The organism is Rahnella sp. CJA17(1/100), assembly GCF_963881615.1.
GTDB lineage: Bacteria > Pseudomonadota > Gammaproteobacteria > Enterobacterales > Enterobacteriaceae > Rahnella > Rahnella aceris.
Map to the genome: position 1 here is coordinate 1 of NZ_CAWOJA010000021.1, position 20,838 is coordinate 20,838.

General features: G+C 50.3%; 19 protein-coding genes. 15 read left to right on the plus strand and 4 right to left on the minus strand.

Features of this window, described 5'->3' with window-relative positions; genetic code table 11:
• Nucleotides 1-171: 171 nt before the first annotated feature.
• The 4 genes from AACU55_RS11220 to map form a co-directional block, all read right to left on the minus strand.
• Nucleotides 172-561: a DUF3461 family protein gene (locus AACU55_RS11220; RefSeq protein ID WP_013574189.1), complete on the minus strand. Its 390-nt coding sequence runs from the start codon at nucleotides 559-561 to the stop codon at nucleotides 172-174.
• Between the two features lie 144 nt (nucleotides 562-705).
• Nucleotides 706-1,530: a 2,3,4,5-tetrahydropyridine-2,6-dicarboxylate N-succinyltransferase gene (gene dapD, locus AACU55_RS11225; protein ID WP_013574190.1), complete on the minus strand. Its 825-nt coding sequence runs from the start codon at nucleotides 1,528-1,530 to the stop codon at nucleotides 706-708.
• Between the two features lie 46 nt (nucleotides 1,531-1,576).
• Entirely contained in the window at nucleotides 1,577-4,267 is a 2,691-nt protein-coding gene (glnD, locus tag AACU55_RS11230; protein ID WP_134707052.1) for a bifunctional uridylyltransferase/uridylyl-removing protein GlnD, read from the minus strand.
• 109 nt (nucleotides 4,268-4,376) lie between these two features.
• Nucleotides 4,377-5,168, minus strand: coding sequence for a type I methionyl aminopeptidase (gene map / locus AACU55_RS11235; protein WP_013574192.1), 792 nt, complete (start codon nucleotides 5,166-5,168; stop codon nucleotides 4,377-4,379).
• Nucleotides 5,169-5,536: 368 nt separating this feature from the next.
• On the opposite strand from map, the gene rpsB reads away from it, so the two are divergent.
• From rpsB to rnhB, 15 genes are all read left to right on the plus strand, one after another.
• Nucleotides 5,537-6,262 (plus strand): 30S ribosomal protein S2, encoded by a 726-nt coding sequence (rpsB, locus tag AACU55_RS11240; protein WP_013574193.1) that lies wholly within the window; start codon nucleotides 5,537-5,539, stop codon nucleotides 6,260-6,262.
• Between the two features lie 147 nt (nucleotides 6,263-6,409).
• Complete coding sequence (gene tsf, locus AACU55_RS11245) at nucleotides 6,410-7,261, plus strand: translation elongation factor Ts (protein WP_134707053.1); 852 nt, start codon at nucleotides 6,410-6,412, stop codon at nucleotides 7,259-7,261.
• A 160-nt stretch (nucleotides 7,262-7,421) separates the two neighbouring features.
• Complete coding sequence (gene pyrH, locus AACU55_RS11250; protein ID WP_013574195.1) at nucleotides 7,422-8,153, plus strand: UMP kinase; 732 nt, start codon at nucleotides 7,422-7,424, stop codon at nucleotides 8,151-8,153.
• A 108-nt stretch (nucleotides 8,154-8,261) separates the two neighbouring features.
• The gene (gene frr / locus AACU55_RS11255) at nucleotides 8,262-8,819 is read left to right on the plus strand and encodes a ribosome recycling factor (RefSeq protein ID WP_013574196.1); all 558 of its coding nucleotides are present in this window, start codon (nucleotides 8,262-8,264) and stop codon (nucleotides 8,817-8,819) included.
• Between the two features lie 158 nt (nucleotides 8,820-8,977).
• A complete protein-coding gene (ispC, locus tag AACU55_RS11260; protein ID WP_112152492.1) occupies nucleotides 8,978-10,174 on the plus strand; it encodes a 1-deoxy-D-xylulose-5-phosphate reductoisomerase in 1,197 nt (398 codons plus the stop codon).
• Between the two features lie 289 nt (nucleotides 10,175-10,463).
• Nucleotides 10,464-11,222 carry a (2E,6E)-farnesyl-diphosphate-specific ditrans,polycis-undecaprenyl-diphosphate synthase gene (gene ispU / locus AACU55_RS11265; RefSeq protein ID WP_013574198.1) on the plus strand — a complete coding sequence of 253 codons (759 nt, stop codon included), beginning with the start codon at nucleotides 10,464-10,466 and terminating at the stop codon, nucleotides 11,220-11,222.
• A 9-nt stretch (nucleotides 11,223-11,231) separates the two neighbouring features.
• A complete protein-coding gene (gene cdsA, locus AACU55_RS11270; protein ID WP_013574199.1) occupies nucleotides 11,232-12,080 on the plus strand; it encodes a phosphatidate cytidylyltransferase in 849 nt (282 codons plus the stop codon).
• A 42-nt stretch (nucleotides 12,081-12,122) separates the two neighbouring features.
• A complete protein-coding gene (rseP, locus tag AACU55_RS11275) occupies nucleotides 12,123-13,478 on the plus strand; it encodes a sigma E protease regulator RseP (RefSeq protein WP_013574200.1) in 1,356 nt (451 codons plus the stop codon).
• Nucleotides 13,479-13,514: 36 nt separating this feature from the next.
• Complete coding sequence (gene bamA / locus AACU55_RS11280; protein WP_013574201.1) at nucleotides 13,515-15,935, plus strand: outer membrane protein assembly factor BamA; 2,421 nt, start codon at nucleotides 13,515-13,517, stop codon at nucleotides 15,933-15,935.
• A 152-nt stretch (nucleotides 15,936-16,087) separates the two neighbouring features.
• Nucleotides 16,088-16,585, plus strand: coding sequence for a molecular chaperone Skp (gene skp / locus AACU55_RS11285; RefSeq protein ID WP_013574202.1), 498 nt, complete (start codon nucleotides 16,088-16,090; stop codon nucleotides 16,583-16,585).
• Between the two features lie 2 nt (nucleotides 16,586-16,587).
• On the plus strand, nucleotides 16,588-17,610 hold the full coding sequence (gene lpxD, locus AACU55_RS11290) for a UDP-3-O-(3-hydroxymyristoyl)glucosamine N-acyltransferase (RefSeq protein WP_013574203.1): 1,023 nt from the start codon (nucleotides 16,588-16,590) through the stop codon (nucleotides 17,608-17,610).
• Between the two features lie 114 nt (nucleotides 17,611-17,724).
• Complete coding sequence (gene fabZ, locus AACU55_RS11295; RefSeq protein WP_086935265.1) at nucleotides 17,725-18,213, plus strand: 3-hydroxyacyl-ACP dehydratase FabZ; 489 nt, start codon at nucleotides 17,725-17,727, stop codon at nucleotides 18,211-18,213.
• 3 nt (nucleotides 18,214-18,216) lie between these two features.
• Nucleotides 18,217-19,005 (plus strand): acyl-ACP--UDP-N-acetylglucosamine O-acyltransferase, encoded by a 789-nt coding sequence (gene lpxA, locus AACU55_RS11300; protein WP_013574205.1) that lies wholly within the window; start codon nucleotides 18,217-18,219, stop codon nucleotides 19,003-19,005.
• 18 nt (nucleotides 19,006-19,023) lie between these two features.
• Entirely contained in the window at nucleotides 19,024-20,172 is a 1,149-nt protein-coding gene (gene lpxB / locus AACU55_RS11305) for a lipid-A-disaccharide synthase (protein ID WP_134707054.1), read from the plus strand.
• Complete coding sequence (gene rnhB, locus AACU55_RS11310; RefSeq protein WP_037035141.1) at nucleotides 20,169-20,765, plus strand: ribonuclease HII; 597 nt, start codon at nucleotides 20,169-20,171, stop codon at nucleotides 20,763-20,765. The genes lpxB and rnhB overlap by 4 nt, the downstream gene beginning before the upstream one ends.
• The last annotated feature ends 73 nt before the right edge of the window (nucleotides 20,766-20,838 follow it).

Genomic DNA, 20,838 nt, shown 5'->3' on the forward strand with positions numbered 1-20,838 from the left:
AGCAACGCAGCGATGCTAAAACTGCCCTCGAGACGTGAGCGTGAATATGTCAGGGAAGTGAGAGAAAAAAGGTCGAAATATCCCTTAAAAAACAATGCCGGTCACCTTAAGTGACCGGCATTAGGCAAACGCCTGACCTTTTTTGTATTCACATCTTCTGACCGGAATTTATCAGCGGCCGTTGGTGAGTTTTTCCAGATCAGATTCAATCTCAGAAATTTTATTCGCCACGACAGATTCAAGATGGCGTAAGTCATCCAGAATTTTACGTTTCAGATCCACTTCTACCTGATCACGCTGACAGATTTGATCCAGCTCATCAATCACATAGCGCAGATTTGGGCTGATCTCATGAATTTCTTTATAACCCTGACCGGCATTATCGGCAACGATGGTTTTACGCTGGCGCGGGTATTTAAACTTCACGCTTTTAGCAAAAAACTCGCCTTTATCTCTGCGGAAATAGATCTTCAGAATATCGTTATTGGCCTCCTGACGCAGGCTGTAACGATCAATATCGTCGGGATTATTAATGCCCAGGCTTTTCAGATTGTCATACATAGCGCCACCTTCGTTTAGGAGAAAATCAGAGTGTCATGATGAACTGAACGGCGGCTTTAATCATTGATTAATTGCACAGTTTGCCGTTTAGAAGATAAAAAAATAGCGGGTTATTTTTTAAAACAATACCCGCTATTTCTAAGTTTAGTCGATTGTGCGCAATAACTCATTCAGGCCGGTTTTACCCAGAGTTTTCGCATCTACTTTCTTGACGATGACAGCGCAGTACAGGCTGTATTTACCGTCTTTAGAAGGCAGGTTGCCGGAAACCACTACGGAGCCCGCTGGTACACGGCCGTAATGCACTTCACCGGTTTCACGGTCATAGATTTTGGTGCTCTGGCCGATGTAAACACCCATGGAAATCACCGAGCCTTCTTCCACGATCACGCCTTCAACGATTTCTGAACGCGCGCCGATGAAGCAGTTGTCTTCGATGATAGTCGGGTTCGCCTGAAGTGGCTCCAGAACGCCGCCGATACCTACGCCACCGGACAGATGAACGTTTTTACCGATCTGCGCACAAGAACCGACAGTCGCCCAGGTATCAACCATGGTGCCTTCATCAACGTAAGCGCCGATGTTGACATAAGAAGGCATCAGCACGGTGTTGCGTGCAATGAATGCGCCTTTACGCACGGCAGCAGGTGGCACCACGCGGAAACCTTCACGCTGGAAACGCGCTTCATCGTAGTCAGCGAATTTCATGGGCACTTTATCGAAGTAACGGCTTTCACCGCCTTCCATCACCTGGTTGTCATTGATTCTGAACGAGAGCAGTACCGCTTTCTTCAGCCACTGATGCGTCACCCATTCGCCATCAATCTTCTCAGCAACGCGCAATTCGCCGCTGTCGATTTTGCTGATAACTTCAGTGATAGCGTCGCGCGTTACGCTGTCAACGTTAGCCGGAGTAATATCTGCACGGCGCTCGAAGGCTTGTTCAATAACGGTTTGTAGTTGCTGCATCCTGTTCTCTTTCCTGAATTGGTTTTAAAAGATAGTGGTACTTGTATCACATTTTATCGCCAGGGTTGAGTGCCTCAGTTAACCGGCGTGTGATTTCCTGGCGAGTTTGCTTATCCAGCGCACGACGCTCGCCATTTGCCAGAATAAATAAGTCCTCTACGCGTTCGCCGATGGTCGAGATGCGCGCACCGTGCAGCGACAGGCCGAGATCAGAGAAGACTTCCCCGACGCGTGCCAGCAGGCCGGGTTGATCCAGCGACACCAGTTCCATATACGTCCGGCGGTCGGTATGCGTCGGCAGGAAACTGACTTCGGTCTGCACGCTGAAATGACGCAGTTTCGGCGAAGGACGTCGCGCACGCGGCGGCTGATAAGCCTGCGTCATCGACTGTTCCAGCGCGTAACGAATGGCTTCATGCCGGTCTTGTGCCAGCGGGCTGCCGTCCGGTTCCAGTACAATGAAAGTATCCATCGCCATGCCGTCGCGATTGGTGAAAATCTGCGCGTCATGAATGCTCAGGTTACGCCTGTCCAGCTCACCGGCGACGGTGGCAAACAGATACGGTCGGTCAGGGCTCCAGATAAATATCTCGGTCCCGCCTCGCGTTGCCTGACGGCTGACCAGCACCAGCGGTTTGGTGGAGTCATGTTCCAGCAGGTGTCTTGCGTGCCATGCCAGTTGATTGGGTGAATGGCGCAGGAAATAATCCGCCCGGCAGCGGCTCCAGATACGGTGCAGCGCTTCTTCATCAATATTGTCCATACGCAGTAATGCCAGCGCCTGAAGGCGGTGATGACGCACGCGCTCGCGAAGATCCGGCGTGTTTTGCATGCCGCGGCGCAATTGCTTTTCGGTGGCAAAATACAGTTCGCGTATCAGGCTTTGTTTCCAGCTGTTCCACAGGGTTTCGTTGGTGGCACAGATATCCGCCACGGTCAGGCTGACCAGATAGCGCAGGCGAACTTCGGTCTGCATTTCTGCGGCGAACTGCTGGATTTCATTAGGATCCTGAATATCGCGGCGCTGTGCCGTCACTGACATCAGCAAGTGACAGCGAACCAGCCACGAGACCAACTGGGTTTCACGGGAATTCAGCCCGTGCAGTTCGGCAAATTCCAGCACATCCTGCGCGCCGAGAATCGAGTGATCACCACCGCGGCCTTTGGCAATATCGTGGAACAGGGCAGCCATCAGCAACAGTTCAGGCTGCGGCAGCCGCGGATACAGCTCCACACATAATGGATGCTTTGGCCGGGTTTCTTCATGAGCAAAGCTTTCAAGTTTTTGCAGCACACGAATGGTATGTTCATCGACTGTGTACGCGTGGAACAAGTCGAATTGCATCTGCCCGACGATCTGCCCCCATTGCGGCATATATGCCCACAGCACGCTATGGCGGTGCATCGGCACCAGCGCGCGTGACACGGCGCCCGGATGGCGCAGGATCGACATAAACATTTCGCGCGCCTGCGGGATCATGCATAGCGGCTCTTTGAGATGGCGACGGGCATGGCGCAGCAGGCGGACGGTGGTGGAGTAAATCCCTTTGATTTCGCGATGGCGCACCATCAGGTGGAACATGCTGATGATAGTTTCCGGACGGCGGTCAAAGAGCGTGCTGTCCCGCAGATCAATCAGATCGCCACGCAGTTGGAAATCTTCATCGAGCGGCCGTGGTTTTTCATTCGGGCCGATGGCCAGAATCGCTTCATCGAACAACTGCAATAACATCTGATTCAGCTCGCCGACCCGGCGGGTCATGCGGTAGAAATCTTTCATCATGCGTTCGACGGGCTGATTGCCTTCACCCTGATATTGCAGCAGTTGCGCCACACTTTGCTGGCGGTCGAACAGCAGACGGTTGTCGTAGCGGGGCAGCAGCAAATGCAGGGCAAAACGGATTCGCCACAGGAAACTCTGACATTCCAGCAGTTCGTTGCGCTCGGCTTTGGTCAGAAAACCAAAGGCCACCATTTCGTCCAGCGATGTGGCGCCAAAATGACGACGGGCTACCCATAAAATGGTGTGAATGTCGCGCAGGCCGCCGGGGCTGCTTTTGATATCTGGCTCAAGGTTATAACTGGTGCCGTGATAACGCAGATGGCGTTCATTTTGTTCATCAATTTTGGCGCGGAAGAAGTTTGGCGAAGGCCAGAATCCGTCGCTGAAAATGTGTTTCTGCATACTGAGAAACAGCGCGACATCGCCGCAGATCAGGCGGGATTCGATCAGGTTGGTGGCTACGGTTAAATCAGCCAATCCTTCCAGCAGACATTCTTCCAGCGTACGCACGCTGTGTCCGACTTCCAGCTTAACGTCCCACAGCAAGGTAATCAGTTCACCGATGCGCAATGCCTGTTCATCGTTAAGCCGTTTCTGGCTGAGCACCAGAACATCGATATCCGATAAAGGATGCAATTCGCCGCGCCCGTAGCCGCCTACGGCCACCATCGCGGTTTCCGGAATATTGTCGAAGCCGTAGAAGGTCCACAAACGCTGTAACAGCTGATCGATGTAATGCGTCCGTGCGTCTACCAGTTCTTCAGCCTGTTGCCCGGCATTGAAGGCATCCGCCAGCCATGCCTGAAACTGTTCCATATGCTGTTTCAGGCTCTGACGGTTTAAATCGTCGTCCGGATAGACAGAAGGGGAGGCCGGTTGTAGCGGAAAAGTACGGGTGAGATCCTGCGTGGTTTGCAGTAGTACGCTCTTTTCAGCCGGGAAGTTTTCAATCATGGGTGCGCAGCCCTACACGTGAGAGACCAATAAACGTGAAAGATAAAAAAACCGGCTTTCGCCGGCTTGATTCACAGATTTATACCCTCTCCGCAGAGCGGGTGACTGTTTAGTCGTGCGTCAGGATAGCCGGAATGGTGTCATCCTTACGCAGCGTCATAATTTCACAACCGTTATCTGTCACCACAATAGTATGCTCGTACTGAGCCGACAAGCTGCGATCTTTAGTTTTTACTGTCCAGCCGTCTTTCATGGTGCGGATACGGTAATCGCCTGCGTTGACCATCGGTTCAACGGTAAACGCCATACCCGCCTGAAGCACAACACCGCCGTCATCCGCATCGTAATGCAGTACCTGAGGCTCCTCGTGGAAACCCTCACCGATGCCGTGACCGCAATATTCGCGTACCACAGAGAATTTCTCGGCTTCAACGAACTTCTGGATCTCTTTACCCAACGTGCGCAGGCGGATACCAGGCTTGATCAGGCGCAGTGCGATATACAGGCTTTCCTGCGTGATACGGCAAAGACGCTCACCCAGAATCGTCGGTTTACCCGCGATGAACATTTTGGAGGTGTCACCATGAAAACCATCCTTAATGACCGTGACATCAATGTTGACGATGTCGCCATCTTTCAAAATTTTGTCTTCGCTCGGAATACCGTGGCACACCACTTCGTTAACGGAAATACAGACAGATTTCGGGAAGCCGTGGTAATCCAGGCAGGCAGAAACCGCCTGTTGCTTGTTCACGATGTGATCGGCGCAAATGCGATCCAGCTCGCCGGTGCTGACGCCCGGTTTAACGAAAGGCTCAATGATTTCCAGCACTTCCGCGGCCAGACGGCCAGCAACGCGCATTTTTTCGATGTCTTCAGGGGTTTTGATTGAAATAGCCATGTGTTTGTCCTGCGGGTTCTGTGCATCAGGTGTGCTTTATTTCTACACCGATGTCGTCAATAATTAGCTGTGGCTTATGGTATCAGCCCTGATATTTGCTGCCAAACTATCATTTCCCGGGAAGCAATCCGGTGAACAAAAGTTGCTGCCGGGCCGTTATTTATGGTATAAAGCGCGCCGGCAATCCGCTCTGGGTCTTACGACTCTGAGGGATTAAAGCCAAAATCACTCATTGTGTACTTATTAACGTAAGTAATAACACACACGTATCGACACATACGCCGGGGTGCCTTGGGAATTCGTTCTGCAGGGTCGGTTGTATGGGATACGTGGAGGCATAACCCCAACTACTTAATAGAGGTTTTATCATGGCAACTGTTTCCATGCGCGACATGCTCAAGGCCGGTGTTCACTTCGGTCACCAAACCCGTTACTGGAACCCGAAAATGAAGCCATTCATCTTCGGCGCTCGTAACAAGGTTCACATCATCAACCTTGAGAAAACTGTTCCAATGTTCAACGAAGCTCTGGCTGAGTTGCAGAAGATCTCCTCCCGTAAAGGTAAGATCCTGTTCGTTGGTACTAAACGCGCAGCAAGCGAAGCGGTAAAAGAAGCTGCACACAACTGCGACCAGTTCTTCGTGAACCATCGCTGGTTGGGCGGCATGCTGACTAACTGGAAAACAGTTCGTCAGTCCATCAAACGTTTGAAAGATCTGGAAATTCAGTCTCAGGACGGCACCTTCGAGAAGCTGACCAAGAAAGAGGCGCTGATGCGTACTCGTGAACTGGCTAAGCTGGAAAACAGCCTGGGTGGTATCAAGGATATGGGTGGTCTTCCTGATGCTCTGTTCGTTATCGATGCTGATCACGAACACATTGCAATCAAAGAAGCTAACAACCTGGGTATCCCGGTATTCTCCATTGTTGATACCAACTCCGATCCGGATGGCGTTGACTTTGTTATCCCAGGTAACGATGACGCAATCCGTGCAGTAAATCTGTACCTGAGCGCTGTTGCTGCCACTGTTCGTGAAGGCCGTTCGCAAGATCTGGCTGTTCAGGCAGAAGAAAGCTTCGTAGAAGCTGAATAATAAGGCAAGCTCAGCAGAGCCCTTATTAACCAGGTATTGAAATATGTTGGTTAGGGGGCCTTTATTGGCCCCCTTTGCTTATCTTAAATGCGAGAAATATCTCACCGCAAAAACCCTTTTTGCACTGAGATAATCGAGGAAAATACAATGGCTGATATTACCGCTGCCCTGGTAAAAGAACTGCGCGAACGTACTGGCGCTGGCATGATGGATTGTAAGAAAGCTCTGGTTGAAGCTAACGGCGACATCGAGCTGGCAATTGAAAACATGCGTAAATCTGGCGCGATCAAAGCGGCGAAAAAAGCAGGCAACGTAGCTGCTGACGGCGTGATCAAAACCAAAATCGAAGGTAACTTCGGCGTGATTCTGGAAGTTAACTGCCAGACTGACTTCGTGGCTAAAGATGCTGGTTTCCAGGCTTTCGCTGACAAAGTGCTGGACGCTGCTGTTGCAGGCAAAGTGACTGACGTTGAAGTCCTGAAAGCTGAGTTCGAAGAAGAGCGTATTCAGCTGGTTGCTAAAATCGGTGAGAACATCAACATTCGCCGCGTTCAAATCCTTGAAGGCGACGTGTTGGGCAGCTACCTGCACGGCGCTCGTATCGGCGTTCTGATTGCTGCTAAAGGCGCTGATGAAGAACTGGTTAAGCAAATTGCTATGCACGTTGCAGCAAGCAAACCAGAATTCGTTAAGCCTGAAGATGTGTCTGCCGAAGTGGTAGAAAAAGAGTACCAGGTTCAGCTGGACATCGCGATGCAGTCTGGCAAGCCAAAAGAGATTGCAGAGAAAATGGTTGAAGGCCGCATGAAGAAATTCACCGGCGAAGTTTCTCTGACTGGTCAGCCTTTCGTTATCGACCCAAGCAAAACTGTGGGCCAGGTTCTGAAAGAACATAGCGCTGACGTGACTAACTTCATCCGCTTCGAAGTGGGCGAAGGTATCGAGAAAGTTGAGACTGACTTTGCTGCTGAAGTTGCAGCAATGACTAAACAGTCTTAATCAGTATCTGATACACCCTAAAATGGAACCGCTGCGAAAGGGCGGTTCCGTTTTATCCAGCCCCAAATTCCTATTACATTGTGCGTGAATGTCATTCAGACAGCGCTATGATGTAAAGACTGACTATCCATTAAGACACATTGCTTCTAGGACAGACACCATGGCTACCAATGCGAAACCCGTTTATCAACGTATCCTGCTCAAACTCAGTGGCGAAGCCCTGCAGGGTAGTGAAGGTTTTGGTATCGACGCGAGTGTATTAGATCGCATGGCTCAGGAAGTAAAAGAGCTGGTCGAACTCGGCATTCAGGTAGGTGTTGTGATCGGCGGCGGTAACTTGTTCCGTGGCGCGGGTCTGGCACAGGCGGGCATGAATCGTGTTGTAGGCGACCATATGGGTATGCTGGCGACTGTCATGAATGGCCTGGCAATGCGTGATGCATTACACCGCGCCTATGTTAACGCACGCCTGATGTCTGCAATCCCTTTGAACGGTGTTTGTGATAATTACAGCTGGGCAGAAGCCATCAGCTTGCTGCGTCATAACCGTGTGGTGATTTTCTCCGCCGGTACCGGCAATCCTTTCTTTACCACTGACTCAGCAGCCTGTCTGCGCGGGATCGAAATCGAAGCTGATGTGGTATTAAAAGCGACCAAAGTTGACGGCGTATATTCTGCCGACCCGGTGAAAAATCCGGAAGCGACACTCTACGAAACACTGACCTATCAGGAAGTGTTGGAACAGGAATTGAAAGTGATGGATCTGGCGGCCTTCACGCTGGCCCGCGATCACAATCTGCCAATTCGCGTTTTCAACATGAATAAGCCTGGTGCACTGCGTCGCGTGGTGATGGGTGAAAATGAAGGAACGCTGATTTCTAAAGCGGAGTGATCCTTCACAATTGAACATTACGTTCAGCCAGCCTCTGCTGGCATGAGTATTCACGGACTATACTGATGTTATGGTCTGCCAGGTAATCAGCTTTCAAAGGTTCACAACGTGATTAACGAAATCAAAAAAGACGCTGAAATTCGCATGGAAAAATGCGTTGAATCATTCAAAACGCATATCAGCAAAATCCGTACCGGCCGTGCATCTCCGGGCATCCTGGATGGCATCATGGTGGAATACTACGGTTCAGCAACGCCTCTGCGTCAGCTGGCACAGGTGACGGTGGAAGATTCCCGTACTCTGGCAATCTCTGTTTTTGACCGCTCTATCAGCGCTGCTGTTGAAAAAGCGATCATGACCTCTGATTTGGGTCTGAACCCGTCTTCTGCAGGCGCGACAATCCGTGTTCCATTGCCAGCGCTGACCGAAGAACGTCGTAAAGACTTGATCAAAGTGGTGCGTGGCGAAGCAGAGCAGGGCCGTGTCTCTGTCCGTAACGTCCGCCGCGATGCGAACGATAAAACCAAAGCACTGTTGAAAGATAAAGAAATCAGCGAAGACGAAGATCGCCGTTCCCAGGACGATATTCAGAAACTGACTGATATTTTCATCAAGAAAATCGACGTTGCTCTGAGCGAGAAAGAAGCCGAGTTAATGGAGTTCTAATCCGGCTTGAATTTCTTCCAAAGCGCCGCAATTGCGGCGCTTTGTCTTTTATCGGGCTTTAAATTTTTTACCTGTTCGAACAATCTCATGGACAAGCCAGATAAGAGGTTTCAGACTGTGCACTTTCCGAATTTACGAGCGCTATCCCGGGCATTTTCATGAAACAAATGACTATTCTTGGTTCGACAGGGTCTGTCGGCACCAGCACGCTTTCCGTTGTCCGGTCTAACCCTGACGATTTCTCCGTTAAAGCACTGGTTGCAGGGCGCAATGTTGACGTTATGGCGCAGCAGTGTCTTGAGTTTCACCCTGCCTATGCTTCGATGGCGGATGAATCTTCTGCCCGTGCGCTGAGAGCCATTCTGGCTGAACAGGGAAGCCGTACCGAGGTGCTTTCCGGACCCGATGCGGCGACTGAACTGGCCGCTCTTGATGATGTGGATCAGGTGATGTCGGCTATCGTGGGGGCTGCGGGCTTGTTACCGACACTCGCTGCTGTCCGCGCCGGTAAACAGGTGCTTCTGGCTAACAAAGAATCGCTGGTGACCTGCGGGCGCATTTTTATGGACGCTGTCCGCCATAGTCAGTCTCAGCTATTGCCTATCGACAGTGAACATAACGCTATTTTCCAGAGTTTACCTGAATCCATTCAAAAACAGCTGGGATATGCTTCCCTCGAAAGCCACGGGATCTCCCGCATTATTTTAACCGGATCCGGTGGCCCGTTCCGCGAACTGCCGTTGGATAAATTTCGCGATGTCACTCCTGATCAGGCTTGCGCGCATCCCAACTGGTCGATGGGGCGTAAAATTTCCGTCGACTCGGCAACCATGATGAATAAAGGGCTGGAGTATATTGAAGCCCGCTGGTTGTTTAATGCCTCTGCTGCTGAGATGGAAGTGATTATCCATCCGCAATCCGTGATCCATTCCATGGTGCGTTATTGCGATGGCAGCGTGCTGGCTCAACTTGGCTCGCCGGATATGCGTACCCCAATTGCGCATGCCATGGCATATCCGCACAGAGTCAGAACTGACGTCGAAGCGTTGGATTTTTGTAAAATGGGTGCGATGACTTTCAGTGCACCGGATTACGCACGTTATCCTTGTTTGCAATTGGCTATCGAAGCCAGCAACACCGGGCAGGCAGCGACGACGGCACTGAATGCCGCGAATGAAATTTCGGTGGCCGCGTTCCTCAATGGTGAGATTCGTTTTACTGACATTGCTGGCCTGAATCGTCAGGTGATGGAGCAGTTAGTGAGCGCTGAACCTGATTCTGTTGAGGAAGTGTTGGAGATCGACGCGCAGGCGAGAGCCAGTGCACGTGAGAAACTTCATACATTTGCGCTATAAGGCTGTTTTTGTACTTATGCAGCAGTTTGTTAGCATCACATTGAAATGGTATAGTCTGCGCCACACTGACAGTAGATTTGGCTTTTCAGGGCCTGAGTGTTAAAGGTGGAATCGGTGATCTGTCAGTGTAAGCCGTGCCTGCAAGGGGGACACGGCTTTTTTGCGCGTGTAGTCGCACCAGCGACAGAAAGGTGTGCCGCCAGCTAACTGTTGTGGCGTCGTCAGCCAGAAGAATGTTATGCCAGCCAGAAAGCCGCTGTGTTCTGATAAAAGGAAATGAGTACGCGTTATGTCCCTCGAAAATCAACAGATGTCTGATATGTATTGCTCTCAACCTCGCCATGTTGCCATTATCATGGACGGTAACGGACGCTGGGCAAAACGTCAGGGTAAAATGAGGGTATTCGGTCATAAAGCGGGAGTGAAGTCGGTGCGCAAAGCGGTAAGTTTTGCTGCCAGTCATCACCTTGATGCACTCACTCTTTATGCCTTTAGTAGTGAAAACTGGAATCGTCCGGCCCAGGAAGTCTCCGCATTGATGGAGTTGTTCGTCCGTGCATTAGACAGTGAAGTCAAAAGCTTGCATAAACATAATGTCAGGCTTCGGGTCATTGGCGACGTCAGTCGCTTTAGTGCTCGTCTGCAGGAACGCATTCGTCGTTCAGAAACAATGACTCAAAATAACGACGGTCTTACCCTGAACATTGCCGCGAATTACGGTGGCCGATGGGATATTATTCAAGGCGTTAAGACTCTGGCGGGTCAGGTTGAAGCCGGCACGCTGCGGGCAGAACAGATTACAGAAGAATTGCTGAATTCAGCGGTCTGTATGAGCGAACTGGCACCCGTCGATTTGGTGATCAGAACCGGTGGGGAACATAGGATCAGTAACTTTTTGCTGTGGCAAATTGCCTACGCGGAGCTCTACTTTACCGATGTCCTCTGGCCTGATTTTGATGAAAATACCTTTGAAGGTGCGCTGACTGCTTTTGCACAACGCGAGCGCCGCTTCGGGGGGACTACACCTATCGGCGCCAATGCGTCCTAGGGAGAACATTTGCTGAAGTATCGCATTATCACAGCTCTGATTTTAATACCGATTGTTATTGCAGCACTCTTTTTATTACCGCCTGTCGGTTTTGCCATCGTGACGTTAGTTGTGTGCATGCTGGCAGCGTGGGAGTGGGGGCAACTGGCCGGTTTTGCAAGCCGTAATCAGCGCATCTGGCTGGCTATATTATGTGGTTTCCTGCTGGCAGCGATGATGCTGAGCATACCTGCTTACCAGCAAAGCGTGCATCTGTTGCAAGTCGGAGGCTCATTATGGGCTGCGCTTGCGTGGTGGTGTCTGGCATTGGTGCTGGTGGTTGGATATCCTGCTTCGGCAGCCTTCTGGCGCCATTCCCGTGTGCTGCGCTTAGTCTTTGGCATACTGACTATTGTGCCGTTTTTCTGGGGTATGGTCGCACTGCGCCAATACGGTTATGCAGAAAATCATCATACTGGCGCATGGTGGTTGTTATATGTGATGCTACTGGTCTGGGGGGCAGACTCCGGCGCTTACCTGTTTGGTAAATTATTTGGTAAGCATAAACTGGCGCCTAAAGTATCCCCGGGGAAAACCTGGGAAGGGTTTGCTGGCGGTCTTCTGACTTCAGCCCTCATAGCCTGGTTATTTGGCCGCTATGCACCACTTGATGTGGTACCGTCGACCTTATTGATTTGTTCCGTTGTTGCCGCGCTGGCTTCTGTGCTGGGCGACCTGACGGAAAGTATGTTCAAACGCGAGGCAGGGATCAAAGACAGTGGTCATATGATCCCTGGTCACGGCGGAATACTGGATCGTATCGACAGCCTGACGGCTGCGGTGCCTGTATTCGCCTGTCTGATGCTGTTAGTGTATTAATCCGTCTGTGACGGTGAAGTTTCCTAAGGAATAGTTAGACATATGATGAACATACTCTGGAGCCTGGCCGCCTTTATCGTCGCATTGGGGGTGCTTATCACCGTGCACGAGTTCGGCCATTTCTGGGTTGCTCGTCGTTGTGGTGTGCGTGTCGAACGTTTTTCTGTCGGTTTTGGACGCGCGCTATGGCGCCGGACTGACCGTCAGGGAACAGAGTATGTTCTGGCCATCATTCCTCTCGGAGGCTACGTTAAGATGCTCGACGAGCGCGTCGAGGCTGTAGCGCCTGAATTCCGCCACCAATCTTTCAATAACAAAAAAATCTGGCAGCGCGCTGCTATCATCAGCGCCGGGCCGATCGCCAATTTCATTTTTGCTGTTTTTGCTTACTGGCTGATCTTCGTCATCGGCGTGCCGAGCGTGCGTCCTGTCGTGGCAAATGTCACTGCAAATTCAATTGCCGCACAATCCAATATTTCACCCGGAATGGAACTAAAATCTGTTGCGGGTATCGAAACGCCTGATTGGGATTCAGTTCGTATGGCGTTAGTCGGCGAAATTGGTGATGATCAAACGACGGTTGATGTGGCGCAATTTGGCTCATCCCAGGTCGTTGAGAAAACTCTGGATTTGCGTCAATGGCAATTTGATCCTGAAAAGCAGGATCCGGTGGTGTCTCTGGGGATGATTCCCAGAGGGCCGCAGATAGAATCTGTTCTGCAGGAGGTGCAGCCAGATTCAGCCGCGCAAAAGGCGGGTTTGCAAGCCGGGGACAGGATCGTTAAAGTCGATGGTCAGATTCTGGAAAGCTGGCAGTCGTTTGTCATACAGGTACGTGACAATCCGGGTAAACCAATTGCACTGGAAGTTGAGCGGGCGGGGAATCCCGTCGCGTTAACACTGACGCCGGACACGAAGTCCGCAGGTAAAGGCAAGATACAGGGTTTTGCTGGTGTGGTACCGAAAGTGATACCGCTGCCTGATGAATATAAAACAATCCGTCAGTATGGCCCGTTTGTGGCGTTTTATGAGGCCGGGGATAAAACCTGGCAACTGATGAAACTCACAGTGAGCATGCTGGGTAAGTTAATTACCGGAGATGTGAAGCTGAACAATCTGAGTGGCCCAATATCCATCGCACAGGGCGCAGGAATGTCAGCTGAATATGGTTTGGTGTCTTACCTCACGTTTTTGGCACTCATTAGTGTCAATCTGGGGATCATCAACCTCTTTCCATTACCGGTATTAGATGGTGGACACCTGCTGTTTCTCGCAATAGAAAAGCTTAAAGGTGGGCCAGTTTCCGAGCGAGTTCAGGACTTCAGTTACCGCATTGGTTCAGTTTTGCTGGTGTTGTTGATGGGGCTTGCACTTTTCAATGATTTCTCCCGTCTTTAAGGCCGGAGATTAGGTTAGGAAGAACGCATAACAACGATGGCGATCAAAAAGTTGCTCATAGCGTCGCTGCTGTTTGGCAGCGCCACCGTATACGGTGCAGACGGTTTCGTAGTGAAAGATATTCATTTCGAAGGCCTGCAGCGAGTTGCCGTCGGTGCGGCGTTACTCAATATGCCGGTTCGCGTCGGTGATACGGTGACTGACGATGATATCAGTAATACCATTCGTGCATTGTTTGCCACTGGCAACTTCGAGGATGTTCGTGTCCTGCGCGATGGAAATTCTCTGATTGTTCAGGTCAAAGAACGTCCAACTATTGCCAGCATTACTTTCTCCGGTAACAAATCGGTGAAAGATGACATGCTGAAGCAAAACCTGGAGGCCTCTGGCGTCCGTGTTGGCGAAGCCCTTGACCGTACAACCATCGGCAGCATCGAGAAAGGTCTCGAAGACTTCTATTACAGCGTCGGTAAATACAGTGCATCGGTAAAAGCGGTTGTGACCCCTTTGCCACGTAACCGTGTTGATCTGAAGCTGGTCTTCACCGAAGGTGTTTCTGCCAAAATTCAGCAGATCAACATTGTTGGTAACCATGCCTTTACGACCGATGATCTGATTTCACGCTTCCAGCTGCGTGATGAAGTGCCATGGTGGAACGTGGTCGGTGACCGTAAATATCAGAAACAAAAACTCGCGGGTGACCTTGAAACCCTGCGTAGTTTCTATCTGGATCGCGGTTATGCCCGTTTTAACATTGATTCGACTCAGGTCAGCCTGACGCCGGACAAAAAAGGCATCTACATTACGCTGAACATCACAGAAGGTGAGCAATACAAACTTTCTGGCGTTGAAGTGACTGGCAGCATGGCGGGTCACTCAGCAGAAGTTCAAAGCCTGACTAAAATTGATAAAGGCGAGCTGTATAACGGCGCCAAAGTCACCAAAATGGAAAACGACATCAAGCAGATGCTGGGTCGTTATGGCTATGCCTATCCGCGTGTGACTACACAGCCAGAAATTAATGATGCAGACAAGACCGTCAAACTGCATATCAACGTTGATGCGGGGAACCGTTTCTATGTACGTCATATCCGTTTTGAAGGTAATGACACCAGTAAGGACAGCGTACTGCGCCGTGAAATGCGTCAGATGGAAGGTGCCTGGTTGGGCAACGATCTGGTCGATAAAGGTAAAGAGCGTCTGAACCGTCTGGGTTATTTCGAAACGGTTGATGTTGATACGCAGCGTGTTCCAGGTTCGCCTGATCAGGTTGATGTTGTCTACAAAGTGAAAGAACGTAACACCGGTAGCTTCAACTTTGGTGTGGGTTACGGTACTGAGAGTGGTGTCAGCTTCCAGGTGGGTGTCCAGCAGGATAACTGGCTGGGTACGGGTAATTCTGTTGGCATCAGCGGTACTAAAAACGATTACCAGACATATGCAGAATTCACTATCACTGACCCTTACTTCACCGTTGATGGCGTAAGTCTGGGTGGTCGTATCTTCTATAACGACTTCAAAGCTGATGATGCGGACCTGTCCAGCTATACCAACAGAAGTTATGGTATTGGCGGTAATCTTGGTTTCCCAATCAATGAAAATAACTCATTGCGCCTGGGTCTGGATTACGTACACAACGATCTGTCCAATATGGAACCACAGATCGCTATGTTCCGTTATCTGAACTCTGTTGGGCTGAAACCGCCGGTGACCACCAGTGACAATGCTGATGCTGACTTTAGTGCGAATGATTTCTTCGCCAACCTCGGCTGGGGTTATAACAATCTCGACCGTGGCTACTTCCCGACATCGGGGACGAAAGCCAGCCTGAACGGTAAAGTAACCGTTCCGGGTTCTGATAACGAATATTATAAAATTACATTTGATTCAACCAGTTATATGCCGCTAAATCAGGATCGTGACTGGGTGCTGATGGGCCGTGCGCGTGCAGGTTACGCAGACGGTCTTGGCGGTAAAGAAGTGCCGTTCTACGACAACTTTTATGCCGGTGGTTCAAGCAGTGTTCGTGGTTTCCAGTCGAACACCATTGGTCCAAAAGCGGCATACTACAAATGTACTACGGCTAACACATCTTACAGCGGCTGTCCGATTGATAACTCAAACGACGCAGTTGGCGGTAACGCAATGGCAGTATTGAGTGCTGAACTGATTGTTCCGACTCCATTTGTTAGCGAGAAATACGCTAACTCATTGCGTACTTCCCTGTTCGTGGACAGCGGTACTGTTTGGGATACAGGTTGGGAAAACACCCCGCAGACTATTGCGGCAGGCGTTCCTGATTACAGTAAACCAGGTAACATTCGTGTTTCTTCGGGTCTTGCGTTGCAGTGGATGTCTCCACTTGGACCATTGGTCTTCTCCTACGCACAACCGGTCAAGAAATATGAAGGCGATAAGGCAGAACAGTTCCAGTTTAACATTGGTAAAACCTGGTAACGTTCTGTCCGGGCAGAAGTTGTCCAGCAGAATCGCAATGGCCTGATGATAAATCTCATACACGGGTTTCGGCCCGTGTATTGTTTTCATGTCAGGTGTTTTGTGTAATTTAATGTGCCATATGGCACAACGGGTGATGGAAGGAGTTTATAGTGAAAAAGTGGTTATATGCCGCAGGCCTCGGTTTAGTTATGGCTTCTTCAGCTAGCGTTCAGGCTGCTGATAAAATTGCTATCGTTAACGTAGCAAGTATTTTCCAACAAATGCCTGCTCGTGAAGCTGTAGCAAAACAGCTGGAAAACGAGTTCAAAAGCCGTGCGACAGATTTGCAATCTCAGGAACGTGATCTGCAAACCAAAATGCAACGTCTGCAACGCGATGGCTCTACAATGAAAGCCAGCGACCGTTCTAAACTTGAAAAAGACGTAATGGCTCAGCGTGAAGCATTCTCTGCAAAAGCGCAGCAATTCGACCAGGACAACCGTCGTCGTCAGGGCGAAGAGCGCAACAAAATCCTGAGCCGTATTCAGGACGCTGTGAAAACTGTAGCAAGTAAAGAAGGTTATGACGTTGTTATCGATGCTAATGCCATTGCATATGCTGACAATAGCAAAGACATTACTGCTGATGTGCTGAAACAGGTTAAATAAACATGTCTTCAATTCGACTGGCTGATCTCGCACAGCAGTTGGATGCACAATTGCACGGTGATGGCGAAATTGCCATCACCGGCGTTGCTTCAATGCATTCCGCACACTCTGAGCAAATCACGTTTTTATCAAACAGCCGTTACCGTGAACAGTTGGCTTCCTGCAATGCAGGCGCCGTAGTGTTGACCGAAGCGGATCTGCCATTTTGCCCTACAGCGGCATTAGTGGTTAAAAACCCTTACCTGACGTATGCGCGGATGGCGCAATTGCTGGATACCACGCCAGCACCGGCAGTGGATATCGCGGCGAGTGCGGTGATTTCAGACAGTGCAACATTAGGTAAGAATGTCTCGGTTGGCGCAAATGCAGTCATCGAATCAGGCGTTGTATTGGGTGACAATGTTGTCATCGGTGCAGGCTGTTTTATCGGTAAAGAGGCAAAAATAGGTGCTGGCACACGCTTGTGGGCCAATGTTTCTATTTATCACCGCGTTGAAATCGGCGAGCAGTGCTTGATTCAGTCAGGTACTGTGATCGGCGCTGATGGTTTTGGTTATGCCAATGATCGTGGTAATTGGGTTAAAATCCCACAGTTAGGTACTGTCATTATCGGTGACCGTGTTGAAATCGGTGCCTGTACCACGATTGACCGTGGCGCACTGGATGACACTATCATTAGCAATGGCGTCATCATTGATAACCAATGTCAGATTGCACACAACGTCGTGATTGGAGACAATACGGCGGTCGCTGGCGGTGTTATTATGGCCGGTAGTCTGAAAATTGGACGCTACTGCCAGATCGGCGGAGCCAGTGTTATCAATGGTCACATGGAAATCTGTGATCAGGCCGTAGTGACGGGAATGGGAATGGTAATGCGACCAATCACTGAACCTGGGGTATACTCCTCCGGTATCCCGTTACAACCGAATAAAGTTTGGCGTAAGACGGCTGCATTGGTAATGAATATCGACGAGATGAATAAACGCCTCAAAGCTGTCGAGCGTAAAATCGAAAAAGATTAATTACCACCTACGGTGCTGCTTTGTGTTCCCTTCGTTGAGTGAACCTGCGACATACGTTCCTATTTGCGGCCTGCCTGATGACCTTCTTTTGGGGTCTGGCAGGCCGTGTTATTGATGCCATCAGTTTTTATAGACAGGAAGAGTATTTTGACTACTGACACTCATACTCTGCATATTGAAGAGATACTGGATTTACTGCCACACCGTTACCCGTTCTTGCTGGTTGATCGCGTGTTGGATTTTGAGAAAGGGAAATTTTTGCGCGCTGTGAAAAACGTTTCTTTTAACGAACCGTTCTTCCAGGGCCATTTCCCGGGTAAACCGATTTTCCCGGGCGTTTTGATTCTGGAAGCAATGGCTCAGGCCACCGGCATTCTGGCGTTTAAAAGCGTTGGAAAACTGGAACCTGGCGAATTGTATTATTTTGCAGCAATCGACGATGCACGCTTTAAACGTCCGGTCCTGCCGGGTGACCAGATGGTTCTGGAAGTTGAATTCATTAAAGAGCGTCGTGGCGTTGCTCGTTTCAAAGGTGTCGCGAAAGTCGATGGCGAGATCGCTTGCGAGGCATCAATGATGTGCGCCCGCCGCCGGGAGTCTTAATACATGATTGATAAAACCGCCTTTATTCATCCAAGCGCTATTGTTGAAGACGGTGCTGTTATCGGTGCCAGAGTTCATATCGGTCCTTTCTGCTACGTGGGTTCCCAGGTAGAAATTGGTGAAGGCACCGAGCTTAAATCACACGTAGTTCTTAATGGCGTGACCAAAATTGGTCGCGATAACCGCATCTTTCAGTTCGTTTCCATTGGTGAAATTAACCAGGATCTGAAATATGCCGGTGAACCAACACGCGTTGAGGTCGGCGATCGCAACAATATTCGTGAGAGCGTTACCATTCATCGTGGTACCGTTCAGGGCGGTGGTCTGACAAAAGTGGGTAGTGATAACCTGTTGATGGTTAACGCACATATTGCCCACGATTGTGTCATTGGGAATCGCTGTATTCTGGCGAACAACGCGACCCTCGGTGGTCACGTTGAGGTTGATGATTTCGCGATCATTGGCGGCATGACGGCAGTGCATCAGTTCTGTATTATCGGTGCGCATGTGATGGTGGGTGGATGTTCCGGGGTTGCTCAGGATGTTCCTCCGTTTGTCATTGCGCAAGGTAACCATGCGACACCTTTCGGCATCAATATCGAAGGGCTTAAGCGACGTGGTTTCGAAAAAGCCGATCTGCACGCTATTCGCAATGCTTATAAGTTACTGTACCGCAGCGGTAAAACGCTGGAAGAAGCACAACCGGAAATCGCTGCTATCGCGGCTGAATTCCCGAAAGCTAAACCTTTCAGTGATTTCTTTGACCGCTCAACGCGCGGTATTATTCGCTGATCTGCGCTACGGAAAACAATGCAAAAGCCTGTTCTGACAATTGGCCTGGTGACCGGTGAAACGTCCGGTGACATTCTTGGCGCCGGGCTGATTCGAGCCTTGAAGAAGCATCATCCTGATGCCCGTTTTGTGGGTGTCGCGGGTCCGCTGATGCAGGCGGAAGGATGCGAAGCCTGGTACGAGATGGAAGAACTGGCGGTAATGGGCGTGGTGGAAGTTCTTGAACGGCTGCCACGCTTGTTGAAAATCCGCAAAGATCTGACCCGTCGTTTTAGCGAACTGAAGCCTGATGTGTTCGTGGGCATTGATGCTCCTGACTTCAACATCACGCTTGAAGGTCGTTTGAAGCAGCGCGGTCTGCGTACTATTCACTATGTCAGCCCGTCTGTCTGGGCCTGGCGTCAAAAACGTGTTTTCAAAATCGGCAAGGCAACGGATCTGGTTTTGGCATTCCTGCCTTTCGAAAAAGCGTTTTATGACAAATTCAATGTTCCCTGTCGTTTCATTGGTCATACGATGGCCGATGCGATGCCATTGCATCCTGATAAACAGGCTGCACGTTTGTCACTCGGTATTCCTGAAGATGTGCATTGCCTTGCTTTGCTGCCGGGAAGTCGTCACGCTGAAGTGGAAATGCTCAGCGCGGATTTTCTGAAAACAGCTTTGCAGCTACGACAGACTTATCCTGATTTACATGTCGTTGTGCCTCTGGTGAATGCCAAACGTCGCGAGCAGTTTGAACGGATCAAGGCTGAAATAGCCCCTGATCTTCCTGCGCATTTGCTCGATGGGAAAGGTCGGGAAGCGATGATCGCCAGTGATGCCGCTTTACTGGCATCGGGAACGGCAGCGCTGGAATGTATGCTGGCAAAATGCCCGATGGTCGTGGGTTATCGTATGAAGCCTTTCACTTTCTGGCTGGCGGAACGTCTGGTGAAAACGCCGTATGTTTCATTGCCAAATCTGCTGGCACGGCGGGAAATTGTCACCGAATTACTGCAAACCGAATGTGTACCTGACAAACTTTCTGCTGCGTTGCTGCCTTTATTGGCCGGTGGTGAGAAAAGCCGGGAACTGCGTGAGACGTTCCTGGAACTGCATGAAAGTATCCGCCGTGACGCAGACGAACAGGCTGCTCAGGCTGTCATGGAGCTGGCAAAGCGATGAGTGATGTATTTATCTATCCACAAGCTGTCTGTATTGCAGGCGTGGATGAAGTGGGGCGCGGTCCTTTGGTGGGGGCAGTCGTCACCGCTGCTGTGATTCTTGATCCTGCTAACCCGATTGCCGGGCTGGCAGATTCCAAGAAACTCTCTGAAAAGCGCCGCGAGGCGTTATACATCGAAATCAAAGAGAAAGCGCTGGCCTGGAGTCTCGGGCGCGCTGAACCACATGAAATTGATGAACTGAATATTTTGCATGCCACCATGCTGGCAATGCAAAGAGCCGTTGCCGGTTTGTGTATTACGCCTGATATGGTGCTGATTGACGGCAATCGCTGCCCTAAACTTCCGATGGCTTCACAGGCGATAGTGAAAGGGGACAGCAAAGTCGCTGAAATTAGCGCAGCCTCAATTTTGGCTAAAGTCACCCGCGACCGCGAAATGGTTGAACTGGATCTTCAGTTCCCTGAATATGGTTTTGCGAAGCACAAAGGCTATCCGACGCCGGTGCATCTTGAAAGTCTTGCCCGTCTTGGAGCCACTACACACCACCGTCGAAGTTTTTCACCGGTGAAACGCGCGCTCGGACTGGCATAACGCGTCATTTGTTCCTGCCCGTTTTTATTGCTAAAAAAGACGGGCACACAAACCTTTAATTCACTCATTTCTG